This is a genomic window from Rhizobium sp. USDA 3886 (assembly GCF_056279785.1).
In genome coordinates this window covers 2,543,849-2,561,286 of sequence record NZ_JBWCDC010000001.1, presented here as the reverse complement: position 1 = coordinate 2,561,286, position 17,438 = coordinate 2,543,849, and the positions used below count along the sequence as shown (strand labels likewise).

17 protein-coding genes are annotated in these 17,438 nt (G+C 60.7%); 4 read left to right on the top strand and 13 right to left on the bottom strand.

The features are described 5' to 3' along the window. Positions 1-57 precede the first annotated feature (57 nt). Positions 58-984 (top strand): carbohydrate kinase family protein, encoded by a 927-nt coding sequence (locus ACZ9BX_RS13145; protein WP_476218422.1) that lies wholly within the window; start codon positions 58-60, stop codon positions 982-984. A gap of 1 nt (position 985) precedes the next feature. On the opposite strand, the gene ACZ9BX_RS13140 is transcribed toward ACZ9BX_RS13145, so the two are convergent. The 5 genes from ACZ9BX_RS13140 to ACZ9BX_RS13120 all read right to left on the bottom strand — a co-directional run bounded on the left by ACZ9BX_RS13140 (position 986) and on the right by ACZ9BX_RS13120 (position 6,616). Further along, the gene (locus ACZ9BX_RS13140) at positions 986-1,789 is read right to left on the bottom strand and encodes an alpha/beta fold hydrolase (protein WP_476218420.1); all 804 of its coding nucleotides are present in this window, start codon (positions 1,787-1,789) and stop codon (positions 986-988) included. 63 nt (positions 1,790-1,852) lie between these two features. Continuing rightward, on the bottom strand, positions 1,853-1,975 hold the full coding sequence (locus ACZ9BX_RS13135) for a hypothetical protein (protein WP_476218418.1): 123 nt from the start codon (positions 1,973-1,975) through the stop codon (positions 1,853-1,855). Then, positions 1,972-2,907, bottom strand: coding sequence for a HEPN domain-containing protein (locus tag ACZ9BX_RS13130; protein WP_476218416.1), 936 nt, complete (start codon positions 2,905-2,907; stop codon positions 1,972-1,974). The genes ACZ9BX_RS13135 and ACZ9BX_RS13130 overlap by 4 nt, the downstream gene beginning before the upstream one ends. Before the next feature lie 246 nt (positions 2,908-3,153). Then, positions 3,154-4,779: a glucose-6-phosphate isomerase gene (pgi, locus tag ACZ9BX_RS13125; RefSeq protein WP_476218414.1), complete on the bottom strand. Its 1,626-nt coding sequence runs from the start codon at positions 4,777-4,779 to the stop codon at positions 3,154-3,156. 136 nt (positions 4,780-4,915) lie between these two features. Continuing rightward, positions 4,916-6,616, bottom strand: a complete 1,701-nt coding sequence (locus ACZ9BX_RS13120; RefSeq protein ID WP_476218412.1) for a long-chain-fatty-acid--CoA ligase — start codon at positions 6,614-6,616, stop codon at positions 4,916-4,918. Positions 6,617-6,843: 227 nt separating this feature from the next. Here ACZ9BX_RS13120 and ACZ9BX_RS13115 point away from each other — a divergent pair, with 227 nt between their 5' ends. Continuing rightward, a complete protein-coding gene (locus ACZ9BX_RS13115; RefSeq protein ID WP_476218410.1) occupies positions 6,844-7,236 on the top strand; it encodes a PRC-barrel domain-containing protein in 393 nt (130 codons plus the stop codon). A gap of 59 nt (positions 7,237-7,295) precedes the next feature. Here ACZ9BX_RS13115 and ACZ9BX_RS13110 read toward each other — a convergent pair whose 3' ends face one another. The 7 genes from ACZ9BX_RS13110 to ACZ9BX_RS13080 form a co-directional block, all read right to left on the bottom strand. After that, entirely contained in the window at positions 7,296-9,740 is a 2,445-nt protein-coding gene (locus ACZ9BX_RS13110) for a glycoside hydrolase family 2 protein (protein ID WP_476218408.1), read from the bottom strand. A 9-nt stretch (positions 9,741-9,749) separates the two neighbouring features. After that, on the bottom strand, positions 9,750-10,145 hold the full coding sequence (locus ACZ9BX_RS13105) for a VOC family protein (RefSeq protein ID WP_132560284.1): 396 nt from the start codon (positions 10,143-10,145) through the stop codon (positions 9,750-9,752). A gap of 47 nt (positions 10,146-10,192) precedes the next feature. Further along, on the bottom strand, positions 10,193-10,942 hold the full coding sequence (locus ACZ9BX_RS13100; protein ID WP_476218405.1) for an ABC transporter permease: 750 nt from the start codon (positions 10,940-10,942) through the stop codon (positions 10,193-10,195). After that, positions 10,939-11,883 (bottom strand): ABC transporter ATP-binding protein, encoded by a 945-nt coding sequence (locus ACZ9BX_RS13095; RefSeq protein WP_476218403.1) that lies wholly within the window; start codon positions 11,881-11,883, stop codon positions 10,939-10,941. The genes ACZ9BX_RS13100 and ACZ9BX_RS13095 overlap by 4 nt, the downstream gene beginning before the upstream one ends. Further along, positions 11,880-13,046, bottom strand: coding sequence for an ABC transporter permease (locus ACZ9BX_RS13090; RefSeq protein ID WP_476218401.1), 1,167 nt, complete (start codon positions 13,044-13,046; stop codon positions 11,880-11,882). The genes ACZ9BX_RS13095 and ACZ9BX_RS13090 overlap by 4 nt, the downstream gene beginning before the upstream one ends. Positions 13,047-13,107: 61 nt before the next feature. Beyond that, positions 13,108-14,016 carry a glycine betaine ABC transporter substrate-binding protein OsmF gene (gene osmF / locus ACZ9BX_RS13085; RefSeq protein ID WP_027510732.1) on the bottom strand — a complete coding sequence of 303 codons (909 nt, stop codon included), beginning with the start codon at positions 14,014-14,016 and terminating at the stop codon, positions 13,108-13,110. A gap of 182 nt (positions 14,017-14,198) precedes the next feature. Next, complete coding sequence (locus ACZ9BX_RS13080) at positions 14,199-14,393, bottom strand: acetyltransferase (protein ID WP_476218399.1); 195 nt, start codon at positions 14,391-14,393, stop codon at positions 14,199-14,201. A gap of 41 nt (positions 14,394-14,434) precedes the next feature. On the opposite strand from ACZ9BX_RS13080, the gene ACZ9BX_RS13075 reads away from it, so the two are divergent. Both ACZ9BX_RS13075 and ACZ9BX_RS13070 read left to right on the top strand, forming a co-directional pair. Continuing rightward, positions 14,435-15,646 (top strand): LysR family transcriptional regulator, encoded by a 1,212-nt coding sequence (locus ACZ9BX_RS13075; protein WP_476218397.1) that lies wholly within the window; start codon positions 14,435-14,437, stop codon positions 15,644-15,646. Positions 15,647-15,677: 31 nt separating this feature from the next. Beyond that, positions 15,678-16,400 carry a copper homeostasis protein CutC gene (locus tag ACZ9BX_RS13070; protein ID WP_476218395.1) on the top strand — a complete coding sequence of 241 codons (723 nt, stop codon included), beginning with the start codon at positions 15,678-15,680 and terminating at the stop codon, positions 16,398-16,400. Here the strand turns inward: ACZ9BX_RS13070 and ACZ9BX_RS13065 are convergent. Continuing rightward, positions 16,397-17,416: a zinc-binding alcohol dehydrogenase family protein gene (locus ACZ9BX_RS13065; RefSeq protein WP_476218393.1), complete on the bottom strand. Its 1,020-nt coding sequence runs from the start codon at positions 17,414-17,416 to the stop codon at positions 16,397-16,399. The genes ACZ9BX_RS13070 and ACZ9BX_RS13065 overlap by 4 nt on opposite strands. Between the last annotated feature and the right edge of the window lie 22 nt (positions 17,417-17,438).

Below are 17,438 nucleotides of genomic sequence, written 5' to 3'. Positions count from 1 at the left end.
CACGAAATTATCTAATCGATTTGAAGATCGAAATTCACCATACGTTGGGAGGCCGGAATGATTTTGTGCTGTGGCGAAGCGTTGATCGACATGCTGCCGCGGGAGACGACGCTCGGCGAAAGGAGCTTTGCGCCCTATGCCGGCGGAGCGATCTTCAACACGGCGATTGCGCTCGGCAGGCTTGGCGTTCCGACGTCCTTCTTTACCGGCATCGCCGATGACATGATGGGCGATATCCTGCGCGAGACTCTAGTCGCCAGCAATGTCGATTTCAGCCTTTGCGCCATATCGCCCCGCCCGTCGACGCTCGCATTCGTTAAGCTGGTGAACGGTCAGGCGACTTATGCCTTCTACGATGAAGGCACGGCCGGCCGCATGATCACCACAGACGACCTGCCGCTCCTCGGCGACGATTGTGAGGCGCTGCATTTCGGCGCGATCAGCCTGATCCCGAGCCCCTGCGGCGAAACCTACGAAGCGCTGCTCGATCGTGAGGCGGAGAAGCGCGTCATCTCGCTCGATCCGAACATCCGCCCAGGCTTCATCAAGAACAAGGAAGCCCACATGGCGCGCATCAAGCGCATGGCGGCGAAGGCCGATATCGTCAAGTTCTCCGACGAGGATCTCGATTGGTTCGGCCTCGAAGGTAGCCATGACGATCTGGCCGCCTACTGGCTGAAGCATGGCGCCAAGCTCGTCGTCATCACCAAGGGCGCGGAGGGCGCGGAGGGCTACACCAAGGATCGCAAGGTCGCTGTGGCGAGCCAGCGCGTCACCGTCGTCGATACTGTCGGCGCCGGCGACACCTTCGATGCCGGAATTCTCGCTTCGCTGAAGATGGATAATCTGCTGACCAAGGGCCAGGTTGCCTCCCTCGACGAAAAGGCGCTGCACAACGCTCTGTCGCTTGGGGCGAAGGCCGCGGCCGTCACCGTTTCGCGTGCCGGCGCCAACCCGCCCTGGGCGCACGAAATCGGCCTTTGAGCTACGCAAGCCGATCAAGAAAGCCGATCACTTCACGATTGAAGTGCTCGGGCCGCTGCAGTGGCGCGAAGTGGCCGGCATCAGGCAGCAGGATGAGCTCTGCATCAGGGATGGTGCGCGCGAGATAGTCGGCATGCTCGGACTTAATGAATTCGTCGCGCTCACCCAGCACGACCGCGACTGGCACCTTGATCCGCTCGAGATCGCTCGCTGTGTAGTTGGGCTCGGTCGCCATCATCCTGCTGACGTCCTGAACAAAGGAATCGAACTGATCGGGCGTTGCCGATAGTGCCTGATAGTCCTTCCTGTGCCGGCTGAAGCAGCGATCGATGACCGGTGTCGCGACAAACTCTTTCGTGCCACTCGGATCCATATTGCACGCGAAGAAGAAGACGCCGAAGACGCGGTCCGGATGCTGATCGGCAAGGATGAGCGCGGTGCAGGCGCCATCGCTCCAGCCGACGAGCGCTGCTTTGGCAAGCTCTAAATGATCCATGACCGCCAGGACGTCCGAAGCCATCAGCTCGTATTTATAGGGCTGGCTATCGCGGGTGCTGCGGCCATGCCCACGGCTGTCGATGACCACAACCTGCCGGCCGGACTCGATTAACGCCGGCACTTGGTAGCCCCAATTGCCGCTATTTCCAAGCCCGCCATGCAGTAGGATCACCGCAGGACCGGCCCCGTAAGTGGCGTACCAGATACTGGCACCATCATGCTCGACGAAACCTGCGGATGCTACGGCCGGCAGCGGCTGCGCGCCCTCTGCCTCAAAAATCTTGAGCTCGTCGTCCATCACACTCATTTGGCTCTCCCTTCCTGATACAGACGATCAGATGTGGCGCGTTTCGACAGCTTCAAATGAAAATCACAGATCCGATCCAGTGTCTTGAAGCACGATCCGATAGCCGTCGTGTTCTTCGAATGTCAGACCGATATGGTGGTCCCAGAACGGATTTGCACCACTCAACATCGCGAGATCGGGCTTCATGAGTCGAGACGCTCCTTGCAGATCGTCTCCACCAGCGCCTGCAAGTCCTTCACGTGGGTGACAAGCCATTGCAGCTCCTCATCGCTGATCACGTATTTCGACGAGTACCTCGCCTCGACGTACGCGCGAGACAAAAGCTCAAAGCAACGGCGGGCAAAACGCGTGTCGCGCGGCCAGGCGGAAACCAGCCGCGCATCGGCGCTTTCGGCTTGCGAGCGCAGCACCTTGATGCGGTGCGACTTCGGGCTGTAGAGGGTTAGGGTCAGCAAGACGCAGTGGTAAAAGCGCTCTGTCGCTTGGTGAAGGTCGAAGGCTGCCTCAACGGAGTAACTTTTCGAAGCTGCAATCTCTGCAAGTTCGAATCGATGGCAAGCGGTCGGAAACCACTGATCAAAATACCGCTGCGCTTCAGCCGTTGCCTCCTGTGGTGTCAGCGCCTTCGGCTGGGCGAGAGGATGGCCGGGCTCCTCGTAGAGCACGATGCCATCCCTGGCGATGTCGGTGAAAAACGGCCGGCCGCGTGCCAACTGGTCGTTGACGTCCGAAAGGCAGTGCACGATCGGGATCACCGGCGTTTCGATCCGGTGGCTGATCTGCTCCTGCAGCAGCCGTTCCTCCAGCGCCTCCCACAGCTCATGTTCCTCGGCAAAGCTCTTGGTGTTGACGACGATCAGAAGGTCATAGTCGGAGCGGTAGCCGCTGGCGCGATCCTCAACCCAGTCGCCGCGGGCGTACGAGCCGTAGAGCATCACCTTGAGCACCTTGCCGGCCGCTTTCCTGCCGGACAGCTTGGTGGCGCGGAACTGCTCGACCTCGAAAAACAGGATCTGCAGAATGCGGGCGAGCTCCCGGCGCTTCTTGTCGGGCAAATGGTCGAGATGGTCTGTCAGGGTCACGGCCGCGTCGAAGCCTTCGGTGGGAATCTCATCCATCGTAGCGGCTCATCGGTTGTTGCGCATCTAAACTCATTACGCGAACGCTTCATATAATACAACCATATTTCGGCGCAAAGCGAGAGTGTTACCGATTGTCTTCGGCACCAAACGTCACTGTCGCCGGCTTCTCACCTGGTTCGGATCAACGCCAGCCACTCGGCGAGATACGTCCGCATATGTCGCTCTGGGAGGAGGAGCCGACTGCCATCGCCCCTGGGCGCAAACCCGATGGATTGGAGTGATCTACGTGGCGAGCTTCGCCAATGCTGCAACAAGCCCCTGGGTCGAGGAATCGTGCCCTGCCGCGCTCTCCTTGCCTTCGATGACCGGCAGCAGGCCGGTCGCCAGTTCCTTGCCGAGCTCGACGCCCCACTGGTCGAAGGAGTTGATGCGGAAGAGCACGCCTTCGACGAAGACACGGTGCTCATAGAGCGCAATCAGGCGGCCGAGCGCATAGGGCGTCAGCTTATCGTAGACGAAGGTGATCGAAGGCCGGTTGCCGGTGAAGACCCGGTGCGGCGCGATGAAATCGGCCTTCTTGTCGTCCATCCCCTTGGCTGTGAGCTGCGCTTTGGCTTCCTCGAAAGTGCGGCCCTTCATGAGCGCTTCGGACTGTGCCAGGCAATTGGCCATCAGCAACTGGTGCTGGTGGCGCAGTTCCGGCTCGAAGGCGTTGGCGGCGATCATGAATTCACCGGGAATAATGCTTGTCCCCTGGTGGATGAGTTGGAAGAATGCGTGCTGGCCGTTGGTCCCAGGCTCGCCCCAGACCACCGGACCGGAATTGCTCTCGACCGGCGTGCCGTCGATCGTCACACCCTTGCCGTTGGATTCCATGTCGAGCTGCTGCAGGTAGGCCGGAAAGCGCGACAGGCGCTGGTCGTAGGGCAGGATCGCGCGGGTGGAGTAACCCAGCACATTGCGATGGTAGAAGCCGATGAGGCCGAGCAGCATCGGCAGGTTTTCGGTAACCGGTGCCTTACGGAAGTGATTGTCCATAGCATGCGCGCCGTCAAGGAACTTGCCGAAGTTTTCCGGTCCGATCGCGATCATTAGCGGCAAGCCGATGGCCGACCAGATGGAATAGCGCCCGCCGACCCAGTCCCAGAATCCGAAGACGCGTTCGCTGTCGATGCCGAAGGCGGCAACCTTGTCGAGCGCCGTTGAGACGGCGGCGAAATGGTGCTGCACCGCAGCCTCACCCAGCACCTTGGCGATGAAGTTGCGCGCCGTCTGCGCATTGGTCATCGTCTCGATCGTCGTGAAGGTCTTCGAGGCAATGATGAAGAGCGTCGTTTCCGGCTGAACCTGCTTCAGGATATCGGCGATATGGGCGCCGTCGATGTTGGAGACGAAATGCGCGCGCGGGCCATCATGGAAGGGCGCGAGCGCCAACGTCGCCATGACCGGGCCGAGGTCCGAGCCGCCAATGCCGATATTGATGACGTCGGTTATCTGCTTGCCCGTCGCACCCTTCAGCGCGCCGGAGCGGATGCCGTCGGCGAACTTGCCCATGGCGGCGAGAACGCCGTTGACATCCGGCGTCACGTCTTTGCCATCCACGAGCACGGGCGTGTTGGAGCGGTTGCGAAGCGCCGTGTGCAGAACGGCGCGGTCTTCCGTGAAGTTGATCGCCTTGCCGGAAAACATTTCCTCGCGCTTCTTCTCTACACCGCCTTCTTCAGCGAGCTTGACGAGAAGCGCCAGGATTTCGCCGTTCATGGCAGTCTTCGAATAGTCCATCAAAAGGTCGTCAAGCGAGGCGGTGAAGCGCGTGAAGCGCTGAGGATCGGCCGCAAAGGCAGCGCGGATATCGGTTGCCTTCGTGGCGGCCGCAGTGTTCTTCAGCTGTTCGACGATGGCGTTCATGGGAGGCTCCTTGAAGGCGGAAAGGGTTGCGGAAACTATTCGCTTTGTAGGGCGCAAATCAAGTTCAGCCACCGCCGGAATGCAAAAAAGCCACCCGCACCAGCGGGATGGCTCTAAATTTCATGCAGGTGTCAAATCAGCCGCGCAGATCCTTGCGCAAAATTTTGCCGACCGGCGATTTCGGCAGTTCGGTGCGGAATTCGATATGGCGGGGACGCTTGTAGTTGGTAAGGTTGGCGGCGCAATGGGCTCTCACATCGGCCTCAGTCAGCGCCGGGTCTTTCCGCACTACGAAGAGTTTCACCGCTTCGCCGGAATGGCCGTCCGGCACGCCGATTGCGGCGGCCTCGACGATGCCCGGGTGCATGGCGGCGACTTCCTCGACCTCGTTCGGATAGACGTTGAAGCCGGAAACCAGGATCATGTCCTTCTTGCGGTCGACGATCTTGGTGTAGCCGCGCTCGTCCATGAAGCCCATGTCGCCGCTACGGAAAAAGCCGTCCGCCGTCATCACCTTCGCGGTCTCCTCCGGCTTCTGCCAGTAGCCGGCCATCACCTGCGGCCCCCGGATGCAGATCTCGCCGATCTCGCCCAGCGGCAGGGAATTGCCGTTTTCGTCGCGGATGTCGATCTCGGTAGAGGGGAGAGGCAAGCCGATCGAACCGGTGAATTCCGGCGAATCGAAGCGGTTGGCAGTTGCGACCGGCGAGGTCTCGGAAAGGCCGTAGCCCTCTGTGATATGCGAGCCCGTCATCTTCAGCCAGCGCTCGGCGACCGGCCGCTGCACGGCCATGCCGCCGCCAAGCGACATGATGAGCGAGGAGAAATCGAGCTTGGCGAAATTGGCATTGTTCATCAGCGCGTTGAAAAGCGTATTGAGGCCGGGGAAGATATGGACGTTCGACTTGCCGAATTCCTTGACGAAACCCGGAATGTCACGCGGATTGGCGATCAGGATGTTGTGCGCGCCGAGCGACATGCCCATAAGCGAATTCACCGTCAGCGCGAAGATGTGATAAAGCGGCAGCGCGCACATAAAATTCAGCACGTCCGGCTGCTTCTTGAGCTCGAAGGCGGATTTCAGCCAGAGCTGCAACTGCCGCTTATTGGCAAGGAGGTTCTGGTGCGTCAGCACCGCCCCCTTGGCTACACCCGTGGTGCCGCCGGTATATTGAAGAAAGGCGATATCGCTGCCCTTGATGGCCGGCGGTTGCAGCGGCCTGCGTGCGCCCTCGCTTAGTATCTGCTTGAATGTCTTGTGCTGCGGGATCGACCAGGAAGGAACCAGCTTTTTCACCTTGCGGACGACGAGATTGACGATCAATCCCTTTGGGCCCAGCATTTCCCCAAGCGAAGTCACCACCACATGGCGCACGTCGGTCTTTGCCAGTACCTGTTCCACCGTGCGGGCGAAGTTCTCCAATACGAAGATCGCCTTCGCGCCTGAATCGCGCAGCTGGTGTTCCAGTTCACGCGGCGTATAGAGCGGATTGACATTCACGACGACCAGGCCTGCGCGCAGGATGCCGTAAACCGCGATAGGGTTCTGCAGCACGTTCGGCATCATCACGGCCACCCGATCGCCTTTCTGAAGACCGGTGCCTTGCAGCCAGGCGGCAACTTTGCGCGTCTGCTCTCCGAGCTCTCGATACGTGAGCGCCTTGCCCATGCTCGAAAATGCAACGCGATTCGCATAATTCTCGCAGGATTTTTGCAGCAGCTCCGCCAGCGATTCGTGTTCCGGTGGCGGCAGTTCGGCCGGAACGACGGCTGGATATGTGGCAAGCCAGGGCTTTTCCCGCTCTGCGCCACCCGGGTGGACGGAAATGCTGCTCATCGTGTCTCTCTCCCTACCCGGCCACGGATGCCGGTCTGCGGCTGCCGGTCGGATGATCCTCCATCCTCCGAAGGGCAGCTTATGCCATTGCCTGAACGGTTCAAGCGGGATTAGAGTTACACTAACTTTGACGTAAACGTCAACGTGCCTCCACATACGATAGTCCGGAACTTTTGAATCCGAAGACGCGTTTTATTTTCATGACTGACAAGCAAGGAGACGCAGAAATGCTCAATGAGGACACTGATGTCAGCCGCCACGATCCCAACGTGAAGGATACCCCGTCGCTGATTGCAAGCGACCGTGTTGAAGGTACCCGTGTCTATGGCGCCGATGGCAAGCACATCGGCTCGATCGAGCGCTTGATCATCGGAAAGCAGGATGGCCGCGTGGCATATGCCGTGCTGAGCTTCGGCGGCTTCCTGGGCATCGGCAACGACTATTACCCGCTGCCTTGGGAAAAGCTGAACTACGACACGGAACTTGACGGTTATCGCATCGATCTGACGAAGGAAGAGATCGAGGGCGCACCGAGCTACGCGGACGATGACGACAGCTGGTACAACGATAATGGCCGCCGGATCTATGACTACTACGGCGTGCCGCCTTACTGGATGTAACGTCGTCCGCGCGGACGAGCCGGAAAGGGCCCCGCGGCTGGCGGGGCCTTTTGGCGTCTTTAGACAAGATCGTTGGCCGAGCGGAGAGCCCTTCCGGGAACGATGTCTTCCGCAGCGAATACCATCTGCGTCTTCAGTGTGAAAACATGGGCTTCACCCGGCAGCAGGGTAACGAGCATCGAATCCACCACCGCAGCCGGATCGAGCCGGTCCACCACCAGGCAAAGATCCTTCAAAAAGCTTCTGGCTGTGACCTTCACCTCGCAGCCGTCGGCAACACGGGTGACTGCGACATCGAACTGCGGCTTCGGCAGCTTCAAGTCGACATCCTCGACGAAATAGTGGAAGGCGCGTTTGTCGAGCATCTGCACGACGACGACCTCGTCATCAGCCGCATCCGGAGTGGCGATGTCGTCTGCCAGGATGAATTCCTTCGCCTCGAACCTGTCGCAGAGCAGCCGCCAGAACTCGAATTCCGCTAGCACTGTCCCATCGAGTTTCATGCGCTTGCCGCTGATTTTCGATCGCCAGAAAAGTGTCCGCTCGTTGACGGCAACGGCGGCGAGTTTGTCTCCCCTCGGCTGGATCGTCAGCAGACGCGGATCGAAGGCCTGCTGCAGCGCGTACCAGAGCGGCTTGCGCCGCCCCGCGGAATCGAGTGCTGCCCATGAGGTTACCGGCCAGCAATCGTTGAACTGCCAGACGACCGCGCCTTTGCAGATGCCGCGGTGCGAGCGCATGTGTTCGACGGCGAAGCGGATCGCGCGCGCCTGGTTCAACTGCGCGGCGAAATGCCAGTCGTCCATCGACTTCGGCACCGGCAAATGGCCGGCAAGGCCGCGGATCAGCCGCTCATTGCCCTGCGTCGCCTTTTGATGATGGAAGACGCCATGTGATTGTGGTGTCAGCGGATTGTCATGCACGCTTTCTTCGAGCGTCGCCCAATTCGGCGGCGCCTGCCAGCCGAATTCGGAGCAGAAGCGCGGGATGTAGTTGCGATAGACCTCGTAGCCGACGTCGTTCCACACATCCCAGATATGCTTGCAGCCATGTTCGTCGGCATTCGGCGCAATATCCATGGTGCCGGAATAGGGACTGCCGGGATAATAGGACCGGTCGGGATCGAGTTCGGCACACAGCTTAGGCAGTAGGTCGAGATAATAGCCGAGACCCCAAGTGACGCCTTCCTGGATGACCGGCCGCCAGCCCCATTCGTCGAAGCCCCAGATATTCTCGTTGTTGCCGTTCCAGACGATCAGCGAGGCATGCGGCATCAGCCTGACGACATTGTCACGCGCTTCGGCTTCCACTTCACTACGGAGCGGTTCTTCCTCCGGGTAGGCGGCACAGGCAAAGAGGAAGTCTTGCCAGACCAGCATGCCGGCGCGGTCGCAGGCCTCGTAGAATTCATCGCGCTCGAAGATGCCGCCGCCCCAGACGCGCAGCATATTGATGTTCGCTGCCTTCGCCTCGTCGATGCGCGAAATGTAGCGCTCGGGGGTCACGCGGGACGGAAAGCAGTCATCCGGAATCCAGTTGGCGCCGCAGATGAAAAGCGGCACTTCGTTGACTACGAAAGTGAAGGCCGAACCATGTTCATCCGGTGCTGTATCCAGCCGCACCGAGCGGAAACCGATTTCCTTTGAATAATTATCGAGTAGGTCATCGCTTACGCTATCGCGCAACTCGATCTTCAGCGCATAGAGCGGCTGTGCGCCAAGATGATGCGGCCACCAAAGCTCTGGCGAAGGAACGCAGATGTCGAAGCTAACGTCTCCGGCACCTTCCGCAATCTCGGCCGTATGAGATACGCCCGCAATCGCGGTGACGATCCTGCAGGCGCGCGGCGCGCCATGCTGTGCCAGCTTGGCATGGATCTTCACCAGGCCATCGCCACCCGCAAGCGTCGCCGATACCCGCGTCTCGGCCAGTCGTGCCCGATCCCAGCTTTCCAGCCGCACCGGCTTCCAAATTCCCGCCGTCACCAGGGTCGGTCCCCAGTCCCAGCCGAAATTGCAGGCCATCTTGCGGATCAGGTTTCCAGGACCGGGATAATTGTTGGGGCGGTAGCCGTAATGCTTCTCCATTTCCGCGCCATAGGCATAGGCGGAGTGGAAGGTGACGCTGAGTTCGTTGATGCCGCTCTTCAGCAAAACTGAAACGTCAAAGCGGTAGGTGCGATGCTGATTGAAGGTTTGAGCCACCTCTTCGCCGTTCAATCGGATCGTCGTGATCGTATCCAGGCCGTCGAAAACCAGCTCATGAGCCTTGCCCTCATCGCAAGCTGCTTCGAAGCTGCAGCGATAGACCCACTCCGATTTGCCGATCCAGTCGTTGGTGATCTCGTTGACGTCGGGATAGGGATCGGGGATCAGCCGGTTTGCCAAGAGGTCGAGATGCACGCAGCCGGGAACGGTCGCGGGAATAGATTCGGGTAATCCGGGGCGTCCTGTATCGTTGCAGGAAAGCGTCCAGCCGCTACGGAGTTCAGTTTTTTCGATCATCGAAAGCTCTTATTGGAAACGGCCGTGGCGTTGCAGCACTTCGATTTTGTAGCCGTCGGGATCGGTAATGAAGAAGAACAGGCCGAAGAGCTTGCCATCGCGGTTGAGCTCGACAAGCTTGCCGGGATTGAGCCCGGCCTTCGTCAATCGCTCATGTTCGACGGCGACCTCATCGACCGAAAAGGCGAGGTGACCATAGCCATCACCGGGATCGTAGGATGCGGTACGGCCCTTGTTGACCGTCAGCTCTAGCTCGAAGCCGGTCTCGGCATTGCTCATATAGATCAGCGTGAAGGTGTCGAAATCGACCCGGTCGGCAACTGTCAGCCCGAAGACCTTGCTGTAGAAATCGACCGAGCGCGCCTCGTCGAGAACGCGGATCATGGAGTGGATCATCTTTGCCAAGGCGGCCTCCCGTTGCCGACACTATGGCAGCCTTGGTAGCTGCCCTGTCATGCCGGGCGCAAGCCTATTCTTCGCGTGATCGCGCTTTCGACGAGCCCCATACCGTCGTAGATCAGAACGGCCATCAGGCCGACGATAAGGCCGCCCTGCAGGATGAATGCCGTATTGTCGGAGATCAGGCCGGCGATGATGACTTCGCCGAGACCCTTTGCCGCAACCGTCGAGCCGATTGTCGCCGTGCCGATATTGATGACGGTCGCGACCTTGAGGCCCTCGAGGATGAGTGGCAGCGCAAGCGGCAGCTCAACGCGGAAAAGCCGCTGTGTCGCATCCATGCCCATGCCGTCGGCGGCATCGAGAACGGACGGCGAGACCTGCCGCAGGCCAGAGACGGTATTCTCGAAGATCGGCAGCAAGCCGTAGAGAAAGAGCGCGATCAAGGTCGGCGCGGCGCCGAAGCCTGTGGCAGGAACGGCAAGCGCCAGCACGGCCACCGGCGGGAAGGTCTGCCCGGCATTGGCGATTGCGCGTGACAGCGGCAGGAAGTCCTCGCCGCTTTTCCGCGTTACGAATATGCCGGCCAGAACCGCCAGGATGGCACTGCCGACAATCGAGACGACGACCAATTCGAGGTGGCCAAAGGCAAGCGACGGCAGGCTGTTTTGCGTGTAGACCGGCGGCGCGTTGTTGTTGGTCAGCGCCACCAGTATGAAGGAAAGCCACTCCGTCCTGAAAAGCAGAATCAGGAGCATCACCAGCGCCACGACACGAAAGAGGTTGGCGACAACAAGCTTCATGCCTTGCGGCCCAGTTCGAGAAGCCGCGTCATGGAGATCGAGCCGACCGGCGCCCTGTCGGCATCCTGCACCGCTGCCTCCTCGACCCCTTGCCAGATCATTTCCGCCAATGCGTCCCGAAGGCTGATCGACTGCGGCAGCACATAGGGCAGTCCGGTCTTAGCAGGCGCCATACTTGCCTTGAGCGGCAGCAGCGACATCAGTTTCAAGGCTCTATCGGAGGTGCCAGTCAGTTGCTGCACGAAGGGGTCGGCCGGTTCCGTCAGTATCTTTTCCGGCGTCGAGCATTGCAGCAGCCTGCCCTCGCTCATGACGGCGATCTGGTTGCCGAGGTGGAAGGCCTCGTCCATATCATGGGTCACGAGAACGACGGTCGTGCCGAATTGCTTCTGTATCGCCAGAAGATCGTCCTGCGCCTTCCCGCGGATGACCGGATCGAGCGCGCCGAAGGGTTCATCCATCAGCAGCAGCTCCGGCTCCGCTGCGAGCGCTCGGGCAACGCCGACGCGCTGCTGCTGACCCCCGGAAAGCTGATGCGGATATTTGGAGGCGAAAGTCGCCGGATCGAGATTGAAGAGGCCGAGCAGTTCGTTGACGCGCCCGGCGGTGCGCGCTGCGTCCCAGCCCAGCAATTCCGGTACGGTTGCGATATTCTGCGCCACGGTCCGGTGCGGAAAGAGCCCATGGCCCTGGATCGCGTAGCCGATCTTGCGGCGCAGCTCGGTCGCTGGCACATCCATGACATTCTGCCCGGCGACGAAGATCTGCCCTTCGGTGATCGGCACCAGCCGGTTGATCATCCGCATCAGCGTCGATTTGCCGGAGCCGGACGTGCCGACGATGACGGTGATCGAGCCTTTCTCGACGCTCATCGAGACATCGTCGACGACGGTTGCGGCGCCATAGCGCTTGGTGACGTTCCTGATCTCGATCATGGTCATGCGGCGGATCCCCGAATGCTGTCGATGACCGCATCGAGGATGACGGCCGATGAGAAGGCGAAGAAAACGGTCGGTACGGCGCCGAGCATCACAAGGTCCATGGCGGTCTGGCCTAGACCCTGGAAAATGAAAATACCGAAGCCGCCGCCGCCGATGAGCGCTGCAATCGTCACGAGGCCGATCGCCTGCACCAGCACGATGCGGATGCCGGTGAGAATGACTGGAAAGGCAAGCGGCATATCGATGCCGGTCAGGATCTGCCGGCGCGTCAGCCCCATACCGGCGGCTGCATCCCGCACGGAGGGATCGACCCCCTCAAGCCCGACGACCGTATTGGCGACGATCGGCAGCAGCGAATAGAGCACGAGGGCGATCAGCGCCGGTGCCGTGCCGATACCGCGGATGCCGAGGTCCGCCGCAAGCGGCACATGCGTCGCGATATAGCCGAGCGGCAGCATCAGGATACCGAAGAGCGCAAGGCTTGGAATAGTCTGGATCAGGCTGAGCCCTTGCAGTACGGCGGCACGCAACCTGGGTACCCAAAAGCAGAGGACGCCGAGCGGCAGACCGAGGACGATGGCTATCGCAACGGAACCGAGGGCAAGCAGCAGATGGGCAATGGCCTCCGATCGGAACTGCGCCGATCGCGTCGCAAACTCTTTCATGATCGACAGGCTGTCGAGCAGGCCTGAAGAGAGGTAGGCGGCCAACAGCGCCGTATAGATGACCAGTGCCGCGACCCGCATCCACGGTGTCAGCCGGATTTTGACGAGGGCATCCGAGGTGACGAGACCGACGACGGCAAAGAGCACCCAAAAGCCGCCTCCCGGCGTCATGCGCGCTGCATTGCTGTTGGGTGGGGTGAAGCCCGTGGCGACGAGGCCAAGTGCCGCGATAAGCGCTGCCAGTGCAAGCGTCGCGATCGCGAGCCGCAGTGCAGCGCTTTGCACACAGAGCGCTGCAAATGCGGTGGCGGCGAGCAGAAGCGTGAGAATGATGACGGAAGGCTGGTCGACAAGCTGCGTAAGCAGCATCGGCTTGCCGGAGGCGATGCGGTTTGCCTTCACATAGATGAAGGGCAAAAGTGCCGTGGCAATGACGCCGGCAGCCACGAGAACCACGCCGAGCCGATCCAGTTTGCGGACCGCTAAGGTTTCTTCCATCGATCCATCCCTGTCCGGAAAGAAGTGCTCCGCCCCGCGATGAGGGCGGAGCACCAGAAAATTACTTCAGGAACCCCTTTTCCTTCAGATAGGCTTCGGCAACGGACTTCGCCGGCTCGCCTTCGACCTGGATTTTGGCGTTCAGCTTGCGCAGTTCATCCGCCGTTAGGCTCTTGAAGATCGGAGCGAGGATTTCCTCGATCTTCGGGTTCGCCTTCAGCACCGCCTCGCGGATGATTGGGGTCGGCGCATAGACCTGCTGCACGCTCTTGTCGTCTGCGAGAACGGTAAGTTCCGCAGCCTCGATCGCGCCGTCCGTGCCGTAAACCATGGCGGTGTTGACGCCGTTCGTCTGGTCGGCAGCAGCCTTGATGGTCGCCGCCGTGTCCCCGCCGGAAAGAACAACCATCTGGTCCGGCTTCAGCTGGAAGCCGTAGGTCGTCTGGAAGGCGGGAAGCGCACCGGCGGAGTTCACGAACTCGGCGGAAGCTGCAAGCTTCGCATCGCCGCCGTCGGCCACCCATTTGCCGAAATCGGACATGGTCTTGAGGTTGTTCGGACCGGCGACGTCATTGCGGATGCCGAGCGCCCAGGTGTTGTTGGCAGGCGAGGGCGCCAGCCAGACGATCTTGTTGGCGTCGTAGTCGAGCTTCTTGGCCATTTCGTAGCCTTGGTCGAGGTTCTTCCAGGCGGCATCGTCGGCCTTGTTGAAGAAGAAGCCGGCATTGCCGGTATATTCCGGATAGATGTCGATTTCGCCGGCCGTGATCGCCTTGCGCACGACCGGCGTCGCGCCGAGTGCGATACGGTCCTGCGTCTTGATGCCGTTGGCGTCCAGAGCCAGCGCGATGACGTTGCCAAGCAGCGTGCCTTCCGTATCGATCTTCGACGAGACGACGACGTCGGCAGCATGGGCCGCACCCGCCGCAAAGGCGGAAAGTGAGACGGCAAGCGCGAGTTTCTTGAGCATGGAGTGTCCCCTTGGTTAACACCGTTTGACTCGCGAGGTTCCGGCGGGAACCTTCGCGCATGAAATCCGCCGGCGAAAGCAGAAAAGCCGCGATCACGCCGGAGATACGAGCATCATGGAAATAGTGTGCGCTCTCGAAAAATCGATGCAACCCCTCTCCAGTATCTGCCGTTGCGGCACGATTATCGCCATGAAAGCATCACCGCGCGCGAAATTGCATTTCCTTTTGCAAGGCCGCGGCGATTTGTTTTTGTTCCCTTGCGTGTTTCCGCAGTCTTCCGGCGCTCTTTATCGGCTCTGCTGCCGCGCGCGGATTTGTTCTTGAAAAGACGATAGCCCGCCAATTCCGAAGCAGGGATATCTTTTTTAGCGAACACATCATATCGTCCGATTTTTCAGTCACTTCCGGAGAATGCCTTTGCATCTCGGTGCTCTTTTTGTCGCCAGCCATGTCCTCGCCTCGGGTTCGGTGCGCGAGACCGCGCGGCGCTTCTCGCTCGCGGCTTCCACGGTGTCGGCGGCGGTCAGCAACCTTGAGAGCGAACTTGCGATCAAGCTGACCGAGCGCAGTTCCGGAGAACTCGTCAAACTAATCGCAAGCGGCAAGGTGCGCGACGGGTTGCAGCCTATCATGCTCGCGATAGCGCAACTCCATGAACTCGCCGGCGAACCCGCTGTAGCCTTCGAAAGCTGGGCCTCGCGCATTCCAATCAAGATCGTAACGATCGAGCGCTTTCTGGAAGTGGCGGATCAGGGCAGCATCAATCGCGCCGCCCGGCGTCTTCGGCTTGGCCAGCCGCAACTTTCATTGCAAATTGCCAATCTTGAGAAGTTCATCGGGCATCAGCTTCTCGAACGTCAGGCGCAGGGCTCGGCGCTGACCCGGAAGGGAAGGTCGGCCTACAGCATCTTTTCGGCGGTGAGCCAGGCCTGGAATGATCTCAAATCGGCGGCCGATGAGCGCTATCGGCGGGTGGCACGCTCACTACGCATCGGGTCGATCATTCCGACCGGTGCCGAAAGCTGGGTTGCGCGCTGCCTGAGCGCTCTGGTGGCCGACTGGAATGCGGGGCGCAGCAAGAATGCCATCTCGCTGATCTCGATGACCGCCGACGATCTGCGGGAGGCCCTGAGATCCGGACGTATTGACGTGGCGATCCTGGATTCGGTGTTTGGGTTGGAGGCCTTCGAGCATCGCGAGCTGCTTCGCACCGATCTGGTCGCAATCGCGCCGCCTGGAAGTACGGCATCGACCGTCGCTGATCTTGTCGCCGGGCATCCCATCTGCACGCCGAGCGAGCGGACAGGCCTGGGCGATGCCGCAACGGCGTTGAGCCGCGAGCGCGCCGTAAGCCGCCGTTTTCGCAACCAGGATATCATGGCGGCGGATTCACTGCCGGTCATCGTCGATCTTGTCGCAAACCACGGTTATGTCTCGTTCCTTGGGCGCGTCAGCGCACTGCCGATCGCCGACCGCGTGCGTATCGTCGAGCTCGCGGAACATATCCCGATTTCCTATCATGTCGCCTGCAATCACCGGAAAGCATCGGCGGATGCCTGCGCCATGATTGCTGCAGCTGTGCACAAGATCATCTCGGAGCCTGTCGCGAAAACCGCTGCTGTCGCCTAAGAGAGTGTCGGCGGATGAAGGAGATTAAAAGATGCCGGTTTTGCTGGAAGTGTGCGTGGATAGCCCGAAAGGCCTTGCTGCTGCAATCGAAGGCGGCGCGGGCCGCATCGAGCTTTGCTCGGCTCTTGAACTGGGCGGCCTGACACCGGCCGCGGGTCTCATGAAGGCCGCCACCTCAGCGCCGATCCCGGTTTACGCTATGATCCGCCCGCATGCCGGCCCCTTCATCTTCGACGCAGCGGACGAGGATGCAATGATGGCGGATATCGATGCCGTGCGCGCTTTCGGCCTCGCCGGCGTCGTCCTCGGTGCCAACCGTCCCGATGGCACGCTGGACATGCCGCTTATCCGCCGCTTGAAGGCGAATGCTGCCGGTCTGGGTTCGACGCTGCATCGCGCCTTCGACCTCGTGCCGGATGCCGATGTTGCACTAGAGCAGGCCGTCGAGCTCGGCTGCGAGCGCATCCTCACCTCCGGCTGCACGCCGAGAGCGATGGATGGCCTCGAAACGTTGAGACGTCTCTCCGCGAAGGCCGCCGGCCGGATTTCGATCATGCCGGGCAGCGGCGTGCGCCCCGGCAATGTTGCGGAAATTCTGCGCGCAACGGGCGCCCGCGAGATCCATGGCTCCTGCAGTTCGCCTGCTGCAACCATGGATCCGCGTGCCGTCTCCTTCGGTTTCGAGGTGCCGGGTTCCTACCGGACGGATACTGCAGTTGTCCGGCAGGTGCGCCAGGCAATCGATGTAGCCTAAGCACCGACCTTGATGACTGCCTTGATCAGGCCGGTCTTTTCATGTGCCCAGCGGGCGAGGTCGCGCGGCGCGTCCGCAAGTGTCGTGCGGTGGGTGATCAGCTTGTCGACCGGCACAAGACCTTTGACGATCGAATCCGCCACATGCTCGAAATCCGCACGCGTCGCATTGCGGCTGCCGATCACCATCATTTCGCGCTTGTGGAATTCCGGGTCGGAAAAGCGGATATCGTCCTTCACGACACTGACCAGCACCAGCGCGCCGCCATGCGCCACGAAGCGGAAAGCCTTCTCCATCGAAGGACCATAGCCTGTCGCGTCGAAAACGGCATCGAAGCTTTCGCCGTCTGTCTTGGCCTTCACCGCCTCCGCCGTCCCGTCATTTGCAACAATGCCGGAGGTGAAGCCGAATCGCTCCGAAGCCATCTGCAACCGTTCGGAACTGGTGTCGAGCAGCGTCACGTCATGTCCGGCAATCCGTGAGAAGATCGCCGCGCCAAGCCCGATCGGACCCGCGCCGATGACGAGCGACCGGGAACCGGCAGGCGCCATGGAACGACGCACGGCATGTGCGCCGATGGCCAGGAACTCCACGGTTGCGGCGGCCTCTAGGCTCAGGCCCTTCGCGGCATAGAGATTGCCGGCCGGAACGGTGATCTCTTCGCAGAACGCTCCATCGGTGTGGACGCCGAGCACCTTGATATTCGTGCAGCAGTTCGGTTTGCCTTGCCGGCAGGCAACGCAGTTGCCGCAGGAAAGATAGGGGTTGACGATCACCGGCGTTCCGGCAGCCAGGGCGACGCCGTCACCCGCCTCGAGCACGGTTGCCGAGATTTCGTGGCCCATGATGCGCGGATATTCGAGAAAGGGGTGCTTGCCTTCGAAGATGTGATAGTCCGTGCCACAAATGCCGACATGTTTGACGGCAAGCCGGACCCAACCGGGCTCAGGCGTTCCGGGGGAGGGGTGCTCGACCATTTCGAGCACGCCGGGCTTCTGGCAAAGCACTGCTTTCATGATGAATCTCGCATTCAGAACA